13 protein-coding genes are annotated in these 15495 nt (G+C 52.3%); 10 read left to right on the forward strand and 3 right to left on the reverse strand.

Translation table 11 applies throughout. From position 1 onward, the window contains the following. The first annotated feature begins 135 nt into the window (after positions 1 to 135). The 7 genes from GURA_RS02615 (at position 136) to GURA_RS02645 (ending at position 8609) form a co-directional block, all read left to right on the forward strand. Complete coding sequence (locus tag GURA_RS02615; RefSeq protein WP_011937450.1) at positions 136 to 1299, forward strand: cytochrome c biogenesis protein ResB; 1164 nt, start codon at positions 136 to 138, stop codon at positions 1297 to 1299. A 237-nt stretch (positions 1300 to 1536) separates the two neighbouring features. Then, on the forward strand, positions 1537 to 2364 hold the full coding sequence (gene ccsA / locus GURA_RS02620; RefSeq protein ID WP_011937451.1) for a cytochrome c biogenesis protein CcsA: 828 nt from the start codon (positions 1537 to 1539) through the stop codon (positions 2362 to 2364). 56 nt (positions 2365 to 2420) lie between these two features. Continuing rightward, entirely contained in the window at positions 2421 to 2903 is a 483-nt protein-coding gene (locus GURA_RS02625) for a hypothetical protein (RefSeq protein WP_011937452.1), read from the forward strand. After that, positions 2904 to 4241 (forward strand): B12-binding domain-containing radical SAM protein, encoded by a 1338-nt coding sequence (locus GURA_RS02630; protein ID WP_011937453.1) that lies wholly within the window; start codon positions 2904 to 2906, stop codon positions 4239 to 4241. Between the two features lie 343 nt (positions 4242 to 4584). Continuing rightward, entirely contained in the window at positions 4585 to 6063 is a 1479-nt protein-coding gene (locus tag GURA_RS02635; RefSeq protein WP_011937454.1) for a LuxE/PaaK family acyltransferase, read from the forward strand. Positions 6064 to 6421: 358 nt separating this feature from the next. Next, positions 6422 to 6772: a hypothetical protein gene (locus GURA_RS02640; RefSeq protein ID WP_011937455.1), complete on the forward strand. Its 351-nt coding sequence runs from the start codon at positions 6422 to 6424 to the stop codon at positions 6770 to 6772. A gap of 331 nt (positions 6773 to 7103) precedes the next feature. Then, positions 7104 to 8609 (forward strand): B12-binding domain-containing radical SAM protein, encoded by a 1506-nt coding sequence (locus GURA_RS02645; RefSeq protein ID WP_011937456.1) that lies wholly within the window; start codon positions 7104 to 7106, stop codon positions 8607 to 8609. Between the two features lie 165 nt (positions 8610 to 8774). Here the strand turns inward: GURA_RS02645 and GURA_RS02650 are convergent, their stop codons facing one another. The 3 genes from GURA_RS02650 to pal all read right to left on the reverse strand — a co-directional run bounded on the left by GURA_RS02650 (position 8775) and on the right by pal (position 11293). Continuing rightward, positions 8775 to 10001 carry a hypothetical protein gene (locus tag GURA_RS02650; protein ID WP_011937457.1) on the reverse strand — a complete coding sequence of 409 codons (1227 nt, stop codon included), beginning with the start codon at positions 9999 to 10001 and terminating at the stop codon, positions 8775 to 8777. A gap of 404 nt (positions 10002 to 10405) precedes the next feature. Further along, the gene (locus GURA_RS23165; protein WP_083765016.1) at positions 10406 to 10606 is read right to left on the reverse strand and encodes a tetratricopeptide repeat protein; all 201 of its coding nucleotides are present in this window, start codon (positions 10604 to 10606) and stop codon (positions 10406 to 10408) included. 87 nt (positions 10607 to 10693) lie between these two features. Further along, positions 10694 to 11293, reverse strand: a complete 600-nt coding sequence (pal, locus tag GURA_RS02655) for a peptidoglycan-associated lipoprotein Pal (RefSeq protein ID WP_011937458.1) — start codon at positions 11291 to 11293, stop codon at positions 10694 to 10696. Between the two features lie 670 nt (positions 11294 to 11963). Here pal and GURA_RS02665 point away from each other — a divergent pair. The 3 genes from GURA_RS02665 (at position 11964) to GURA_RS02675 (ending at position 15477) form a co-directional block, all read left to right on the forward strand. Continuing rightward, a complete protein-coding gene (locus tag GURA_RS02665; protein WP_407639378.1) occupies positions 11964 to 13154 on the forward strand; it encodes a CxxxxCH/CxxCH domain c-type cytochrome in 1191 nt (396 codons plus the stop codon). Positions 13155 to 13336: 182 nt separating this feature from the next. Beyond that, the gene (locus GURA_RS02670; protein ID WP_011937461.1) at positions 13337 to 14650 is read left to right on the forward strand and encodes a cytochrome c biogenesis protein ResB; all 1314 of its coding nucleotides are present in this window, start codon (positions 13337 to 13339) and stop codon (positions 14648 to 14650) included. After that, the gene (locus GURA_RS02675) at positions 14647 to 15477 is read left to right on the forward strand and encodes a cytochrome c biogenesis protein (RefSeq protein WP_011937462.1); all 831 of its coding nucleotides are present in this window, start codon (positions 14647 to 14649) and stop codon (positions 15475 to 15477) included. Before GURA_RS02670 ends, GURA_RS02675 begins: the two co-directional genes overlap by 4 nt. Positions 15478 to 15495 lie beyond the last annotated feature (18 nt).

Consider the following 15495-nt stretch of genomic DNA (forward strand, 5'->3'; position numbering starts at 1 on the left):
TATAGTATCAAAACCGAAGTCTTGCGTACAAGATAATTATCAAAGGTGGAGTGTCTGAATAAAATGCACTCTTCCTTGCTTATCTTTTTACTATTGTGGTAGTCTTACAGCTCAGTAACCTTTGGATGGAGATTTATGAACGAATTTATTACCCCCCCCGAAGCCGAACCAGAAAACGAAGTGTTTCCTGTTGAACCCCGTTATCACCCGGTACATAAAATTCCCCGAAAAATTTACGATTTCTTTGCATCTGCCAAGCTGGCAATGGCTCTGCTGGTAATTATCCTGGCATGTTGCCTGACAGGGGTTACCATCCTGCGAGGGGCGCGGGCCTGGAGCCTGATCTTTAACACGCTCTGGTTCAATGCCCTGCTGGTACTGTTGGTGGTGAATGTGGCCTGCTGTTTTTTCGGCAGGATATGGCACAGGAAGCTGACGCTGATTACTTTTGGCATGATCCTGTTTCACCTCAGTTTTGTGGCGATACTTGGAGGAATCATTTACAACAGCCTGTTCTATTTCAGGGGAAATATCCGGCTGACCGAGGGGGAGGTCCTCCCGAGCGGTGATCCTCAGAGTTACGATCTGATTGACAAAGGGCGTTTTTTCTCCTTTGCGCGATTGAAGGGCGAGACATCGCTCGTCAAAATGCATGTCGGCTACAAGGTTGCCGGCGAGGACAAGCGGGCTGCATACGAAGTGGCGGTCGGCGAGGACGGTGACAGGAAGCAGGGTATCATTTACATTACCCATAAGTTGACCCACAAGGGATTCGATTACTTCAACGACAAGGAAGGATATTCGCTGCTGGTCACGCTTTCCAACAAGCAGGGGCAGGATCTGTACGGGGCTTATCTGCCGCTGCAGAGCATTCAGCAGAAGGATGACAGTTACTTGTATACAACCGGTTACAAAGAGGGGGGCTTGGTTAGGGTGGACGCTATTCGGTTTCCGGTTCCTCCTGAGAAGCCACGTTTTGCCCTGCAGGTTACGTATCAGCCGTCCAAGCTGAAGGAGCGTGGAGGGGATGCGGCGTTCCTGCTTTTTGCGATTGATGAGAAAGGGATGCTGAAATCCGACAAGCCAGTTGCCGAAGGAAAGGCCTCCATCGGGGAGCAGTTTGCCGCCGGCGAGTATATCCTGTCGGCCAAGGAGGTGCGTTACTGGGTTGGCATGCTGGTGCGCTACGAGCCGGGCAAGCCGATTGTGCTTGCAAGCCTCTGGGTGGGGCTGGCCGGGATGATCATCACGACGATAGGGCGGATGAGGAAAGGCAAGGCATATGGGAAGGCTTCCTGAACGCGAAAAAATTGACGGATACCAGGAGTTATGTTTAAATGATAAACTTTAGAGCGGACAAGCTGGAACTATGCAGAAGCAAGCAATAGCACGCAGATAAATTCGGATAGAATCTGATAATATCATGTGTTAGGCCAATAAATACTGGGTTGTAACCCGAAGAAGATTTATACAGCTTCATTCTTGTTAATGTTTTGTTAATACTGAAGTCATTAATCGCATTTTGGAGGTGAACAAATGAAGCCAGAACTCATGTTGTTTTGGACCGCAGTTTCGCTGTATGGCATTAGCACCTTCAGCTACATCTTCGGCATGATTGCAAAGCAGGACAAGCTCTTCACCATTGGCCTGTTCAGCGCTGTGGCAGGATTTGTGCCCCATGTTGCTGTGATTGCCCTGCGCTGGTCTGCGACCGGTATAACTCCTTTCATTGATATTTCCGAATCTCTCACGCTCGGGATATTCATGACGGTACTGCTGTTTCTGGTGTTCCAGTTCTCCACGAAAAAAGTTCGCCCCCTTGGCGTGTTGGTGATGCCCGTTGCCTTTGTGCTGTTGGGGTGGGCCGGAACGCTGATGAAAGAGGTTGCCGCAACCCTGGCGCCTGCTCTGCAGAGCGGCTGGATATGGGTGCATATTGTCGGGGCTTCGGCCGGTTTTGCGTCGGTGCTGATTGCAGCGGGGCTTGGACTTATGTATCTACTTAAGGAAAATAAATCCGGCGGCATCTATGATAAGCTACCGGATCTTGCAACACTTGATATGTTTTCGTACCGTTTTGTTGCCGGCGGGTTTATCCTCTATGGTCTGATGATGATATCGGGATGCTTCTGGTCCAACCAGGTCAAGGGGAGTTACTGGGGATGGGATCCGGTGGAGGTGTGGTCGCTGGTTTCCTGGCTTACCTACGGCATTTATCTGCACCTGCGGGTAACCTTCGGCTGGCGCGGCAGAAGGCTGGCATGGTATGCGCTGATTGCACTTATCGCCATGATCGTCAGCTACTGGGGGATACCGTTCACCGTGGAAACATTTCATAGTGGTTTCAGGATCGATCATAAGTGAATATAATTTAAAAACGTAACGTTAATGTAAACAAAAATGTTACGGGAGAAATTGCCGTGCGGAAAATAGTTGTTGTTGCCATTTTGTGCTTTTTATTATTTATGGCTGCATGTACTGAAAGAAATGTTGAGTCTGTAAAAAAGCCGAATGCGAAGAGTACTGAAATGACGGTGCATGGGGGAGAAGCTGCTAATTCAGAACCTGTCAGTCTTTCGGGTATTGTCAAAAATCAGTCCTTGCCTGCGTACCCAGCAATGACCGTCGGCAAGGCATTTGACAGTTACTCTCATCTCACGAAAAAGCAATGGAAAGAGACCCATGGAGCCAATGGTACAGTATACATTGATTTCTCCGGTTGGCTTGATGGCAAAACGCTTGGAGTTGAGGTCAAGTTTGTAATCGATCGGGAGGGGGTATTTTTTGTCGGCATGGCATCGAAGCTGGAGGCTATGACCGATGGCAGGGTCTTTGCCTATCCGCTGCCAGATGTGAAGGCGGTCTTGGATAGTATCTATGCCAACAAGGAGATAGTCCTTTAGATGAAACTCGCAATCATATTTCCTCCCCTCCCCTTCGGCTGGACCCCGGTGGCCCCGCCGATCCTGGAGTATCTGGCCGCGCTTACCCGCAGGGTCGATCCGTCTATCGAGATTGAACTGATCAGCGCCAGTGCCACACCAGACGCCTTTGACAAGTTGGAGTGCGACTTGGCGTCCATCAGTATTCTGACGCCGACGGCGGTGCCGGGGTACCATATTGCCGACGGTCTGCGGGCGCGGGGCATCAAGGTCGTGTTTGGCGGTATGCATGCTTCCGCCATGCCTGAGGAGGCCAAATCCCACGGGGATGCAGTGGTCATCGGTGAGGCGGAGTCGGCTTGGCCCGAGGTGCTGCGTGATTTTCGCGCCGGTCAGCTGAAACCTTTTTATCGTGGTGAACAACTACCTCTCAACGATCTACCCACGCCTCTCTACGGAAAGTTGGGAGGGGGACATCAGTTCCGCGTCATCAATACTTCGCGCGGTTGTCCATACAACTGTACATTCTGTTCAGTGAAGCCTTTCTTCGGGGCAAGTATCCGATTCCGTCCCATCGAGGATGTGGTGCGCGATGTATGCGCGATCCCCGAAAAGATGTATATCAACGGGGACGAGAATATCTGGTGGGAAGGCTTTGAGCAGCGGGCAATAGATCTGTTCACAGCACTCAAGGTGGCGAAAAAAAAGTGGATGGGCTTTGGCAGCCTGCGTCCGGTGCTGTCGCCGGCGGGGTCGCGGATGTTGAACGCGGCCCGTGAAAGCGGCATGCTGACCGTCTGGGTCGGCTGGGATGCCATATCTGACGAGTCGCTGACGGCGTATAAGGCCAACGGCAAGGTAGGCGTCGACCGCGAACGAGCAGTGCGCACGCTTAGGGATCATGGTATCGATGTGTCGCTGTTTTATATGCTTGGCAGCCGCGAGGATTCCCTGGACGATTTCAAGCGCTCCGTAGAGGTCGCCGACAGATTGGGAGTAAGTATGCATCCTTCGCTGGTAGTCCCCTATCCGGGGACGGAACTGCGCCAGCAGTATGAACCCTATCTGTATAAGGAGCTGGGTTGGGAGTACTATACCGGGGCGTACGCGTTGTTTGACCATCCGGATGCGGCCATGACCCCGGAAGCGCGGGAAGAGGCGTTTTACGAAAGTTCGCTGGAGCTGTTGAGTCTGCCGCGGGTGCTGCGGCACATGTTCAAGGTCCCCTTGTCGGGATTTCCCTATGCCCACATCCTTTCGCTCATGAACCAGCTTCCGGTCCGAAAAGGGATGAAGATAGCGTATGAGCAATGGAAAGCTTCCAAAAAGGCTGTGGGTGAAAAACAGATCATTGTGTAACCGACTGGGTTCTTCAAATACCTTGCTAAATTAAGTCAAAAGCCACCCTCCCCCATATCCTGCCGCAGATTGCCTACTACATCGACCAGCGTAAGGTTGATATCCGGGGACTAAAAAACGACATCAATCCTCGGATCTATTTCAGCTAATGCTTATATTTTGTGCAAATCTGCTTTTGTGCCTGCTTGTTGTGCACTTTTCCCGGAGTGGCGGCGTAGTTTGAGAATGCAATTGCCTTTAACTGGTCGATACTGTTATACTAAAATATCGTTTGTTCTTGGCAGGAAGTTTGCTTGTTTTTTTTATCCACCCCCGACAATCAAGACATTATTAAGGAGTTCTTATGTCTACCATTGATAGCGAAAGTCATCGTCTGACTGAAGACATTCTCGGCTTCATCGAGGCTGGCGTCGACGCCGAGCTGCCCGCCTTCAACGACTACTCTATGCGACTGTTTGCATTCCAATACGCTAACAACAAGCTCTTTCGGGAGTTCTGTGATGCGAAGAAGGTCCGGCCCGGCGACATCGACCGATGGGAGGATGTGCCCATGGTCTACAACGATGTCTTCAAGACACATCTCGTGTCGTCTTTCCCGCTGGAGGAGGCGGTGCTGTCCTGTCTCACCGGCGGTACTACCAGCATTACGCAGCGGGGCCGCATCTTCCGTGACGAGGACGGCAAGCGCCTCGTGTTTGCGGCGAACCGCGTTATGACCGGCTCCTACCTCTTCCCCGACTTCGAGGAAGGGAAGCGTTGCCGCATCCTGATCCTTGCCCCCAGCCCCGAACTCGCCCCCTCCATGGGCATGGCCATCGGCATGGACCAGACCCGCCAGGCCTTCGGCACGCCGGACAGCATGTTCCTGCTCGGAAAGACAGGCATTGACATCAAGAATCTCCTCAAGGCGTTGCGCGAGTCGGAAGCGAGCGGTGTACCGGTAGCGCTCATCGGCGCTACGTCGGCGTACGTATATTTCTTTCAGGCCTGCCGTCGCAAAAAGATAAAGTTTCACCTGCCGCCAGGCAGCCGCATATGTGACGGTGGTGGCTACCGGGGCCGATTCGGGGTCGTGACCCGCGAAGACTACTACGGGATGGTTCAGGAAATCCTGGCCATACCGGAGAGCCATTGCGTCAACGTGCTCGGCGAAGCAGAGACGGCGACCAACCTTTTTGACGATGCCCTCCGTCGTCATGTGAAGGGGTTGCCCCCCCGCAAGCGCACACGGCCGGTGCCGCCCTGGTCGCGTGTTCTGGCCATGAATATCGATGACTTGTCGCCGCTGCCTGACGGAGAGGTCGGTCTTCTCGCGCACTGGGACCTGGCCAACGTGCCGACGGTTCTGTCGGTGATCACCGACAACCTCGGCTATACCACCGACGGAGGAACCGGCTGCGAGATGGTGGGACGCGCCAAGATCGAGAACGGCAAGGTGTCGCCGCTGCCTGACGAAACACCCGGCAGCCCCATGGGGGACTCGGCAATCTTCCGCATGCTTGAGACCTATACGAACTTCTCCATCGACTTCAAGATGGCGTTGGCCAAGGACCCGAAAGTCGCTCCCAGCGTGCGCGAGGAGATCGAAGCCAGACCCGGTTCTGTTGCGTCGTGCCCGCAGGTCGTTGACGAGATTCTCGTAGCACAGGCCGATGATGAGGCTGCAAAGCTGCGGGATGACTCCTTGAAGACTTTCAAGGACCAGACCGAGCGGCCGCTGGATTGGTACAAATCAAAGTCGGATGAGCAGGTGCTGACAGATCACCCGGCCGGCCTCAAGTCTGAGCAGCAGGTTTCCGGCAAGGGGAAGAAGGTGAAGTGAATACCCCAATCCCTGCCGGCCCTGGGTTCATCCGTGGCGCAGGAACCGCCACGTAGAGGATGTTTCTCTCCGGATAATTGGCGGGCAATCCGAACATGGCAAAAACAAACATCGTAAAGGCAACGGAACACGGATCAAATCTGATTGAACGGATAAAGGCTGATTTTATCGGCTGAACCTCGGGTATTGTTTGCTCCGAAAAAATCCGCCCAATCCGCTCTTCCAGTGTTCCGTTGCCTTTGTTTTTTATGTCTGCATAATTCAAAACGGACAGAGCCGATTGTGGTTGATAAATACGGCTTTTTCTGCTAGTTATGAAGGCGTTTTCCGCTGGAATAATGAATGCTGAGGATAGTTTGTGAACCTGAAAAAAACCGCTATCGTCTTGAACGGCTTTATCCATGACTTTGCCACCGGCTACTGGCTTTCGGCCATGATATCGATCGTTTACCTCCATCATTTCCAATCACAGTACCCGGCGGTAGCCGATCTGCTCGGCCATATCGAACGTTTTTTCTTCTGGAGCTCTATCGGTGCAATGGTGTTGATCTTTGCCACTGGCGGCGCGCGAACGTTTACCTATGTGAACAATTTTTTCGGTGCGGATGTGGAAAAAACCAGGCGGAAGATGCTGGTGATCAAGCACGTCCTCCTGGTGGCGATAGCGGCTGCCGGTGGCTACATGGCTTATGTATTGACTTTTCATTGAATCTTACCACCGGCCTTCCCCGCGCAACCCCTTGATTTACTTGCCATGACAAAAAATCCCCGCTTTCCGAATCAGAAAACCAATAGTTTCTCATCCGGGGTTTCCGGATGGAAACTATATATTTTGCCGGACCGTTGGCCGCATTACGGCAGCGCCTTTGCGTTTCTGCGACTTTTCTGCATTGTGCGGCCAAATGGCTGTAACTCCTGATGGCTTTTAATAATTTTAAAGACAAAATGCTTTGTATTTAGTAAGATATTAAGCATTTCGCTGGCGGTCTGATTCTTGCTTGGTTAAGCCGAGTTTTTGAAGCTTCTTGAAGGAGCAATTGATGAACATTAAAAAGGTAGCTCTCATTACCCCCCCCTATCATTCCGGTGTCGTAGAGTCTGCCGGCACCTGGCTGAACGTCGGTTTTGTCTATATTGCCGGGGCGCTCAGGGCCGCAGGGTACGAGGTCGATTACTACGATGCCATGTCGCTCTGGCACAAATGGCCGGAAATCCAGCAGCGCATCGAGGCGTTCAATCCCGACGTGGTCGCAACTACCGCCTATACCGCCTCAATCGTCCATGCCATTGAGCTTACCCGCCTTGCGAAGAAGATTAATCCGCAGGTCGTCACTGTCCATGGCAACGTCCATGCCACCTTCTGCTACGAAGAAATGCTCACCGCTGAGCACGACACGATCGATTTTATCGTTCGCGGCGAAGGGGAGACGACCCTGCCGTCCCTGCTCGACTGCCTGAATGCCGGCGGTGATCCGGCCACAGTCCCGGGGTTGGCATTCTATCGGGATGGCGCCGTGGTGGCTACGCCCAAGGCTCCCTATATTCAGGACCTGGATGCACTTCCTGCTGCCTGGGATCTGGTCGAATGGCCGATTTACTCCTACAGGGCCAAGAACAACGCCCGGTTGGCCATTGTTTCATCTTCCCGGGGATGTCAGCAGAAATGCTCCTTCTGTTCCCAGCAGCTGTTCTGGGCCCAGACTTGGCGGGCGCGGAGCGCTGATAATTTTGTAGCCGAGCTGGAAATGCTGAACAAAACATACGGGGTTGAAGTGGCGATGCTTGCCGACGAGATTCCCACCTTTGACCGGGAGCGCTGGGTGCGTATTCTCGACCTGATGATAGAGCGCCAGGTGCCGGTCAAGCTCCTGATGGAGACCAGGGTTGATGATATTCTCCGTGATGCCGATATCATGGACAAGTATCGCCAAGGGGGCGTGGAGCATATCTATGTTGGTGTTGAAGCAGGCTCTCAGGAGACCCTTGACCTGTTCAAGAAGGACACCAAGGTGGAGCAGTCCAAGCAGGCCATCGACATCATCAACAATGCCGACATTGTTTCCGAAACTTCCTTTGTCCTCGGCATGCCGGAGGATACTCCGGAGTCGATCGCTGCCACTATTGAGCTTGCCAAACATTATAATCCGGATATGGCCTTCTTCCTTGCCATTGCGCCTTGGCCCTATGCAGAGCTTTATCCGCAGCTGGAAAAATATGTGGCAACAAAGGACTATCGGAAATACAATCTGGTCGAGCCGGTAATCAAGCCTATTCATATGACCGTCGAGGATCTGGAGCGGGAGCTGGGCAAGGCGGCGCAGAAGTTCTACATGCACAAGTTCCAGAACCTGGACAAGCTGACCCCGTGGAAACGCGAATTCATGCTGGCTGTCTTTGATATATTGATCAATAATTCTTATCTGGCCGGCCAAATGCGCGCCATGATGAAAGAAGGCAAGGAGATGCCTGCTGAAGTCAAGGCGCTGATTCAGAACGTTAAAGGGCACAAGGGCGGAATACCCCACGGGATTGCGCCCATTCCGTAATTGGTTGTCCTTTATATTCAGTGTAAAAGAAAAGGCCGTCGAACACGGCCTTTTCTTTTACATGGCAGTCAGCTACGAATATTTTTAAACACCCATCCTGTTGTGCCCTTTCCGTTCCATATGCTTTGAATATCGGTGCGAACTCGTAAAAATCAGCGGCTAAAATCATTGGAAAAGGAATCTGGCGTCAGCCTGATCGAGCCTTACCTCGGGCTTTAGCGGGACACCGGATTTGGCTGTGCCGTCTGCCATGCCGATGGCCATTATCAGAAGGTCCTGACTTCCAGGCATCAGGGTGCGGGGACCCCATTGCAGGAAAATTACCCGGTTGTCCTTGCTGTAGAGGGGGACTTTTTGTTCCTCGTTAACAAATTGTCCTTCCTTGTTGGAAAAATAGACGAGACCTGGTTTGATATCACCCATCCACTCTATGAAGTTTGCCAAACCTGAATATTTTGACTTTCCCCCCAAAATGAGCGGATTGCCAATGTCATACATGCCGGCATACGAGTGCTGAAGAGGGTTCAGGGCAGTTTCGTAGTAGTGGAGCCTGTCCTTTGTCCAGCCGACGTTCCCCGCGGATGTGCCGAATTCTCCGACCCAAGGTTCATCGCCATATACATAATAATAGTCGGTTGGGCTGCTGCCGACGTTGGCGATCTTGATCAACAGGGTGAAATAGGTTTCGCCGGCGCGGAAGATGGCATATCGGTCAATATGCAGGACCGTCTTGTCGAAGGGCAATTCATGGCTGCTTTTTAAAACAAGCTTGGAGTCACTGGCATGGAGTACCTTGCTGCCGAGGAATGTCCAGGTGGACGGATCATGCTTGTCGTCCGGCGACGAAGCGATAGTTTCGTTGGCATTGCACCAGAGGTGGTGCCATTCCTTGCCATCAAAGTGGGCCATGCCGGTTGCGCTCATGGTAAGTTCGATGTCGTCATGCTTTGAATAGGGCAGTCCGCCGCCGACAAAAAGCCCCTTCGGCACCATGTCCTGGCTGTCACGGAACCTGCTGAAGCAGGTCAATAACTGTTTCCCATCGGCAGAATAATTGAAAATATAGCCGTTGCCGTTTCTGTTGCTCCATCTGTAATTGAGATGGGGCGTATTCGCAGAGAGTTTCTTTTCACCACTGAAGAAATTGTAGAGGGGATCAAACTCTATCTTTGCCAGCAGCCGGTTTTCCTCGCCCAGCATGAGATCATTCTTGATGTCGTACAGCAGCCCTCGGTCGCAGCTGAGAAGATATATACCTTCAAAATCGGATGAAAAATCGAAATGGGTTGCAAAAAAAAGAAATAAAAATGGCAGTACGATGGCGGTTATAGTAATGGCAACAAGCCGTTTTCTCTTAGAGAATGATGCAATGTTAAAAAAAATTTTGCTCATGGTGAAGGGGTATTCCTTTTGACTGATGTGTGCACATTATGTGCAAAAAAAGTGTAAAAAATTATACAAGTAAGGGGAATTAATATTGCGACCCATTCCGCCGGCAGTCCTATCCAAAGGTGCTTACCGGCCCTCGGCTCTTTGCTTGAGAAAGAAAATTAGCGGCAGTGCAATTTTGCTTTTTCTGTGGTCCATTTAAAACGTGTGGTGAAAGGGCGGTTAGTTTTTTGCAATGTCGGGTAATTGACTGAATTCGCTTTTTGCAGGAGAACGAGATGGCATAAAGAAATGCCGCCGATGAACTGTTTGCGGGGGGGACAAAAGAGCCCTACCTTTTGCGTCTGACCGTTATGCTATGCAATTCGAATGTAATGTTTGTGACACAATTATGATATTGCGGTGGATTATTGGTGCAATAAGTGCTTTAATGAGAGGAGCGCGGCAGGTAATTTCAGTGGGTTCCCCCTTTTCCCATAGAGGATTGCCAGCTCTTTGTGGGCTTCCAGATTATCGGGGTCAAGCTTTATCGCTTCCTGATACTCGGCTATGGCATCCTTGTATTGCTTGCTCTTCTCGAAAACCTTCCCCAGCTTGAAGTGGAGCAGTGGATTGTCGCTTGAACAGTGAAAAACCTCTGTCCTGAAAGAACAAAGGAGCCGTTTCCGGCCCCTTTAAGGGTTATGAATCGTGACCTATTTTGATATTATGACGAACTCGTTCCGACGGTTTTTCGCCCAGGCAGCCTCGCCATGGCCCGGATCAGCCGGTTTCTCCTTGCCGTAGCTGATTACGGCAAGCCTTTGCGCCGGAACGCCCATGGTTACTAGATACTGCATGGCAGACTTGGCCCTCTTCTCCCCCAAGGCGAGGTTGTATTCATCCGAACCCAGCTCGTCGCAATGCCCTTCTATCTGGATCTTTACACCGGCCCTCTTTCCCATGATTTTCGCGTTATTCGTAAGCGTGTCACGGGCAATGGGTGTTAGTGCATATGAATCAAAATCGAAGAAAATCTTCTCCAGGGCAGCTTCTGGTCGTGCGTCAGCGTTGGCTGTATTTGTATTGGCGATATCTCCACCTGGCAGGCTCGTTATGGGTGCTTCCTTGATCGGTTGGTCCTTGATGCCGGTTTCATTCAGCACAGGCTTGACTGTCGATGTTTCCGCAGATTTAACCGGTTCAGCCGCTGGGACCACTTCATCCTTCTTTACCATCTCGTGCTTTGCACAGCCGCCGGCAAAGAGTGCCCCAATAGTCAAAAACAAAAGATATTTGTTGTATGATTTACGCATTTCTATGCTCCTCTCGTTCTCAAAGTTGTGTTTTAGGAGGGGATTTCCCTCTTGGTGATGTGCATGGAACCGGTAGCGCAATTGTGCGTGCAAGGATGCAAATACCGATGGCTATACACGGACAGAGATGTGCCTATCCTCGGGATCTGTCCAGCGGACGCAAACAGTGGGCAGGCGGATTTACAAACAGAATGGGAAATTTATACGGGGTTTACAGGAGGGGCGCGGGCAGTGTGATGCTCAATCGGAATGAAATTAAACTTGCGGATTTCCTGATGGAAAGATGAGCTGAATGGTGTGGGAACAGCTAAAAAAGGAGCGATTTGGCACGTTACAACGTCAGCATTTACCCTTATCCCCGCTGGCTGGCCAGCCTTTACAGTTGTTTCGATAATGGCGCGAGGGCGCGGCTTTGGGGAATGGAGCTTCGAGAGATTGGGAACCCTCATCCCCAGGAAGACGAGACACAAGGCTGCCGTAGCAATAACAGTACACAAGAGTCTCTTGTGCATTATGGATATCCCTTGAGCGCTCATCGTAAAAAATAACTTATACTAAATTTGCGTAACGTGCAACCCCGCGACGGCGAAACTCCCATGGTTAAGGATTATCTAACGCCAGCATAGGGTGCTCGGTCTGTCACTACGGCACTACTACAACAGGGACAAGCATCACCAATGCCGCCACTCACAGCAACAGGTTTTACGACGTGACTGCGAAGACCGGCACAACCTTCAGCTATAGCTACAACGCCTCCGGCGGCAGCTGTTCTTCGATCTCCTGCCACTTCAACAATACCGCCCAGTGGGGGACGACCCTGACCTGTGTCAACTGCCATTCCCTCGCGGCCCTGCAGGCAAACGGTGCCCATGGCAAGCATGTTGCCCAGGCGCCCGCTTTCTACAATTTCACCGCCAACCATTCCACGGTGGGGAGCTACGATTTCGGATGCTCCAACTGTCATCCCCAGGATAGCCTCGACCACGCCAACGGTGCGGTCAATGTCACCATTAACAAGACCAATACCGGCGGCGGTGGTCTTGTCGGCACGCTGCGGAGCAGGAACAGCGCCACGGCGGACGGACTGGCGGCAACAGACGGACCTTCCGGTATTTACGGGACGACGAAGGTCAGTGTCAGATGCTCCGCCTCCTACTGCCACAGTAACGGCTACGCCGCCAACCTGCGATACATGGTTTCGCCCGACTGGTACGGTCCGGCCTACGCGGGCGACAAATGCGCCATGTGCCACGGCAACTCGCCCAATGCCGGTGATCCGGTCAACCAGCCCGGTTCCCCTGCCCACTACAGCAATAATTTCCTCGGCTTCAGCAACGTCAGCGGCGGCCATGTGATCGGGATTCACACCAACAACATCTTCAACGGCGCGTCAGGCCTTGCCATAGTGGGCAATACACCTATCGGCAGTCATGGAAATGCCGGTACATCGTCCACCATCAGCTGCAACATGTGTCATTACGCTACCGTCATCAGTTCTGCCAATGACAGTAACAAGGCCTGTGTGAAGTGCCACGGCAGCCTGCCGAAGAACCCGGCAGAGCTCATAGCCGACAAGCGTTTCCACATCAGCGGCTCCGTCGATGTTGCCTTCATGCCGGTCAAGGTCAAGTCAAAGGCCCAGTTGAGGGAGGCAAGCTACGACAAGACGTTATGGTCGCGGCAGGCAGGCTACAAGACGCCGGGGGCATATGATGCGGCATTCAAGACCTTCAGCACCGCAACCCAGTGGGATGGGGCCACAAAGAGCTGTTCGAACATCGCCTGCCATAACGGAAAGTCGGTCAAGTGGAGTGAGACCGGCGGACAGACCAGCTGCTTAAGTTGTCACGACACGTTGTAGGGTTTGACCAAAAAGCCTCCGTTCCGAAAGGGACGGGGGCTTTTTTTGCGTGCAAAAGAGGCTTGGATATTATCGTTCGGTGAGCATCATGACAGGGCGGTGTTTCCCTGCCTTCCCGTTTCCGGGGGTGGGGCGCCCCTTGTCTCGATTGACTTAATACCGATACATGATAAAAATTATTCATGAATATGCTGAAGATGTTTTTCCTCTCCCGCAAGTTGGCGCTGTTTCTTCTTGTTGCGATTCTTTCCTCTGTTTTGGTCGCCTCGCTGGTGCCGCAAACCTTTATCACCCCTGCGGCCAAAATGCAAAACTGGCGCGCCGACAACGAGTGGCTCGTTCCCATTGCGGATGTCTGCGGGCTGAATCATGTCTATACTGCGCCATGGTTTGCCGTTTTCATCGCCCTTGCGTTGGTTTCGCTCAGCTTGTCGTTAATCGAACAGTTCAGGGCTGCGCTGCGAAGGACATTCAAGGCGGCGCCATTGCCCGAATCCGGCGGAAGCCGGATAAGAGCGACGGAGCAGAGAATTCCGGCAACCATGAGGCGGCATGGGTATCTGCTGCTGTCGCGTACGGCATCCTGGCGCTTCGTGAAGAATCCGTGGGGGTACTGGGGCAATTTCTTGCTTCATGCGGGTATCGTTGCAACCATAGCCGCATCCCTCCTGGTTGCGTTGACCCAGCAGCGCGGCGCGATAATACTTGTCGAAGGCGTACCCCACCAGACCGGCGAGCCATGGGAGAGCGAAGAACATGGCTTATTGACGGAGAGGCTTTCACTTCCCTATTCGGTGCGCCTCGATCAGCTGAAGCTGGAGTTCCGAAAGGATAACCATGTTGATCAAGTCGCTTCTGAAATCACCCTTTTCCCTGAAAATGGCGGGGATGTCCGCCGACTCACCGCGGCAATCAATGCAAATCTGACCTACCAGGGTAAGCGCATCTATCAGAGCAACGATTATGGCGACGCCTTTACCCTTGAGTTCACTTCAGCCGATGGCGGCACGCACCGGGAAAAACTGCTGCTGTTGCATCCGGCGGGCCTTGACAAGGCCGGTTACGGCGATTTTGATTTTCCCTGGTTAAAATACAATTTATCCACCAAATATTATGCCGATGCGGACAAGAAACTCATAACCAGTCCCGATCGGCTGCTGGTACTGCGTATTATGGAAAACAATCGTGAACTGGGGCGGATTTCCCTGAAAAATGGAGAAAGCGGGAGGCTGGGTAACTATCTGGTGCGGCTGACTGCGGTCGAGAAATGGAGCAAGCTCATATTCGTCCATGTGCCGGGGATGCCGCTTGTCTTTATCGGATTCATGATGATAGTGCTGGGTATTATGCTTAATTTTTTCACGCCGCCTCGCGAATTTATCGTGGCAAGGGATGGGGACGGGTTTCTCTTTTTCTGGCGTGCGGAAAAGTTTGCCGACTTCTATGCTGACGAGCATGAAGGCATTCTCAAAAACATCGAAACGGAGCAGGCATGACAAACGAATCTTTTGCTGTCTATACCGGCTTGACGTGGACGGCGGTCATCATATACGTGCTGGCCACCGTGGCAAATACCTCCGGCATTATTTTCGGGCGGTCCGGTTATGAAAAAAACGGCTATAAACTTGCTCTGGCCGGCATGGTAGTTCACAGCATACTCATCGCCTATTGGTGGCGTATCGTCGGCCATGGGCCCTACATGGCGCCCAGCGAGGTGCTTTCATCCGATGCGTGGATCGCCATGTGCCTCTTCCTGATTTTTGTGCGCATCTACCCCAAAATAAAGCCGGTGAGCATAGTCGTCTTTCCCTCGACATTTTTACTGTTGGCGCTCAGTATGTTGAGCAATCCCGGAATCCGTACCCTCCCCCCGACCTTCAGAGGCATCTGGCTGGTTATTCATATTGCGCTTTACAAAATATCGTTGGCCACCATCATCATCGCTTTTGCCTTTTCAATCTTCTGCCTGCTGAAGAGGAGATACGATTTCGACTGGCTGCAAAGATTGCCCGAGCCCCAGGCTATCGATGTTTACGCGTATCGGTTTGCCGGTTTCGGGTTCATTTTCTGGACCATAGGGATGCTGGCAGGATCGATCTGGGCGCACCAGTCCTGGGGGCGTTTCTGGGGGTGGGACCCGGTGGAAATCTGGTCGCTCATCACCTGGCTCTTGTTCGGCATCTATCTGCACCTGAGGCGTTTCTTCCGCTGGCAGGGGGAGAGGGCCGCCTGGTTCTTCGCTTTTTGCTTCATCATGTCGCTCGTTTCACTTTTCGTCACTTCGCATATGGGTACTTCAATTCACGCGGAGTATTTCAAGTGATCCGATGGTGAATCATTG

It is taken from the genome of Geotalea uraniireducens Rf4, from assembly GCF_000016745.1.
Classification (GTDB): domain Bacteria; phylum Desulfobacterota; class Desulfuromonadia; order Geobacterales; family Geobacteraceae; genus Geotalea; species Geotalea uraniireducens.

Bases quoted from the DNA above. Each gene is read 5' to 3' on its own strand.
- GURA_RS02615 (WP_011937450.1), top strand. From the start codon at position 136: ATGAACGAATTTATTACCCCCCCCGAAGCCGAACCAGAAAACGAAGTG.
- ccsA (WP_011937451.1), top strand. From the start codon at position 1,537: ATGAAGCCAGAACTCATGTTGTTTTGGACCGCAGTTTCGCTGTATGGC.
- GURA_RS02630 (WP_011937453.1), top strand. From the start codon at position 2,904: ATGAAACTCGCAATCATATTTCCTCCCCTCCCCTTCGGCTGGACCCCG.
- GURA_RS02635 (WP_011937454.1), top strand. From the start codon at position 4,585: ATGTCTACCATTGATAGCGAAAGTCATCGTCTGACTGAAGACATTCTC.
- GURA_RS02645 (WP_011937456.1), top strand. From the start codon at position 7,104: ATGAACATTAAAAAGGTAGCTCTCATTACCCCCCCCTATCATTCCGGT.
- GURA_RS02650 (WP_011937457.1), bottom strand. From the start codon at position 10,001: ATGAGCAAAATTTTTTTTAACATTGCATCATTCTCTAAGAGAAAACGG.
- pal (WP_011937458.1), bottom strand. From the start codon at position 11,293: ATGCGTAAATCATACAACAAATATCTTTTGTTTTTGACTATTGGGGCA.
- GURA_RS02670 (WP_011937461.1), top strand. From the start codon at position 13,337: ATGAATATGCTGAAGATGTTTTTCCTCTCCCGCAAGTTGGCGCTGTTT.
- GURA_RS02675 (WP_011937462.1), top strand. From the start codon at position 14,647: ATGACAAACGAATCTTTTGCTGTCTATACCGGCTTGACGTGGACGGCG.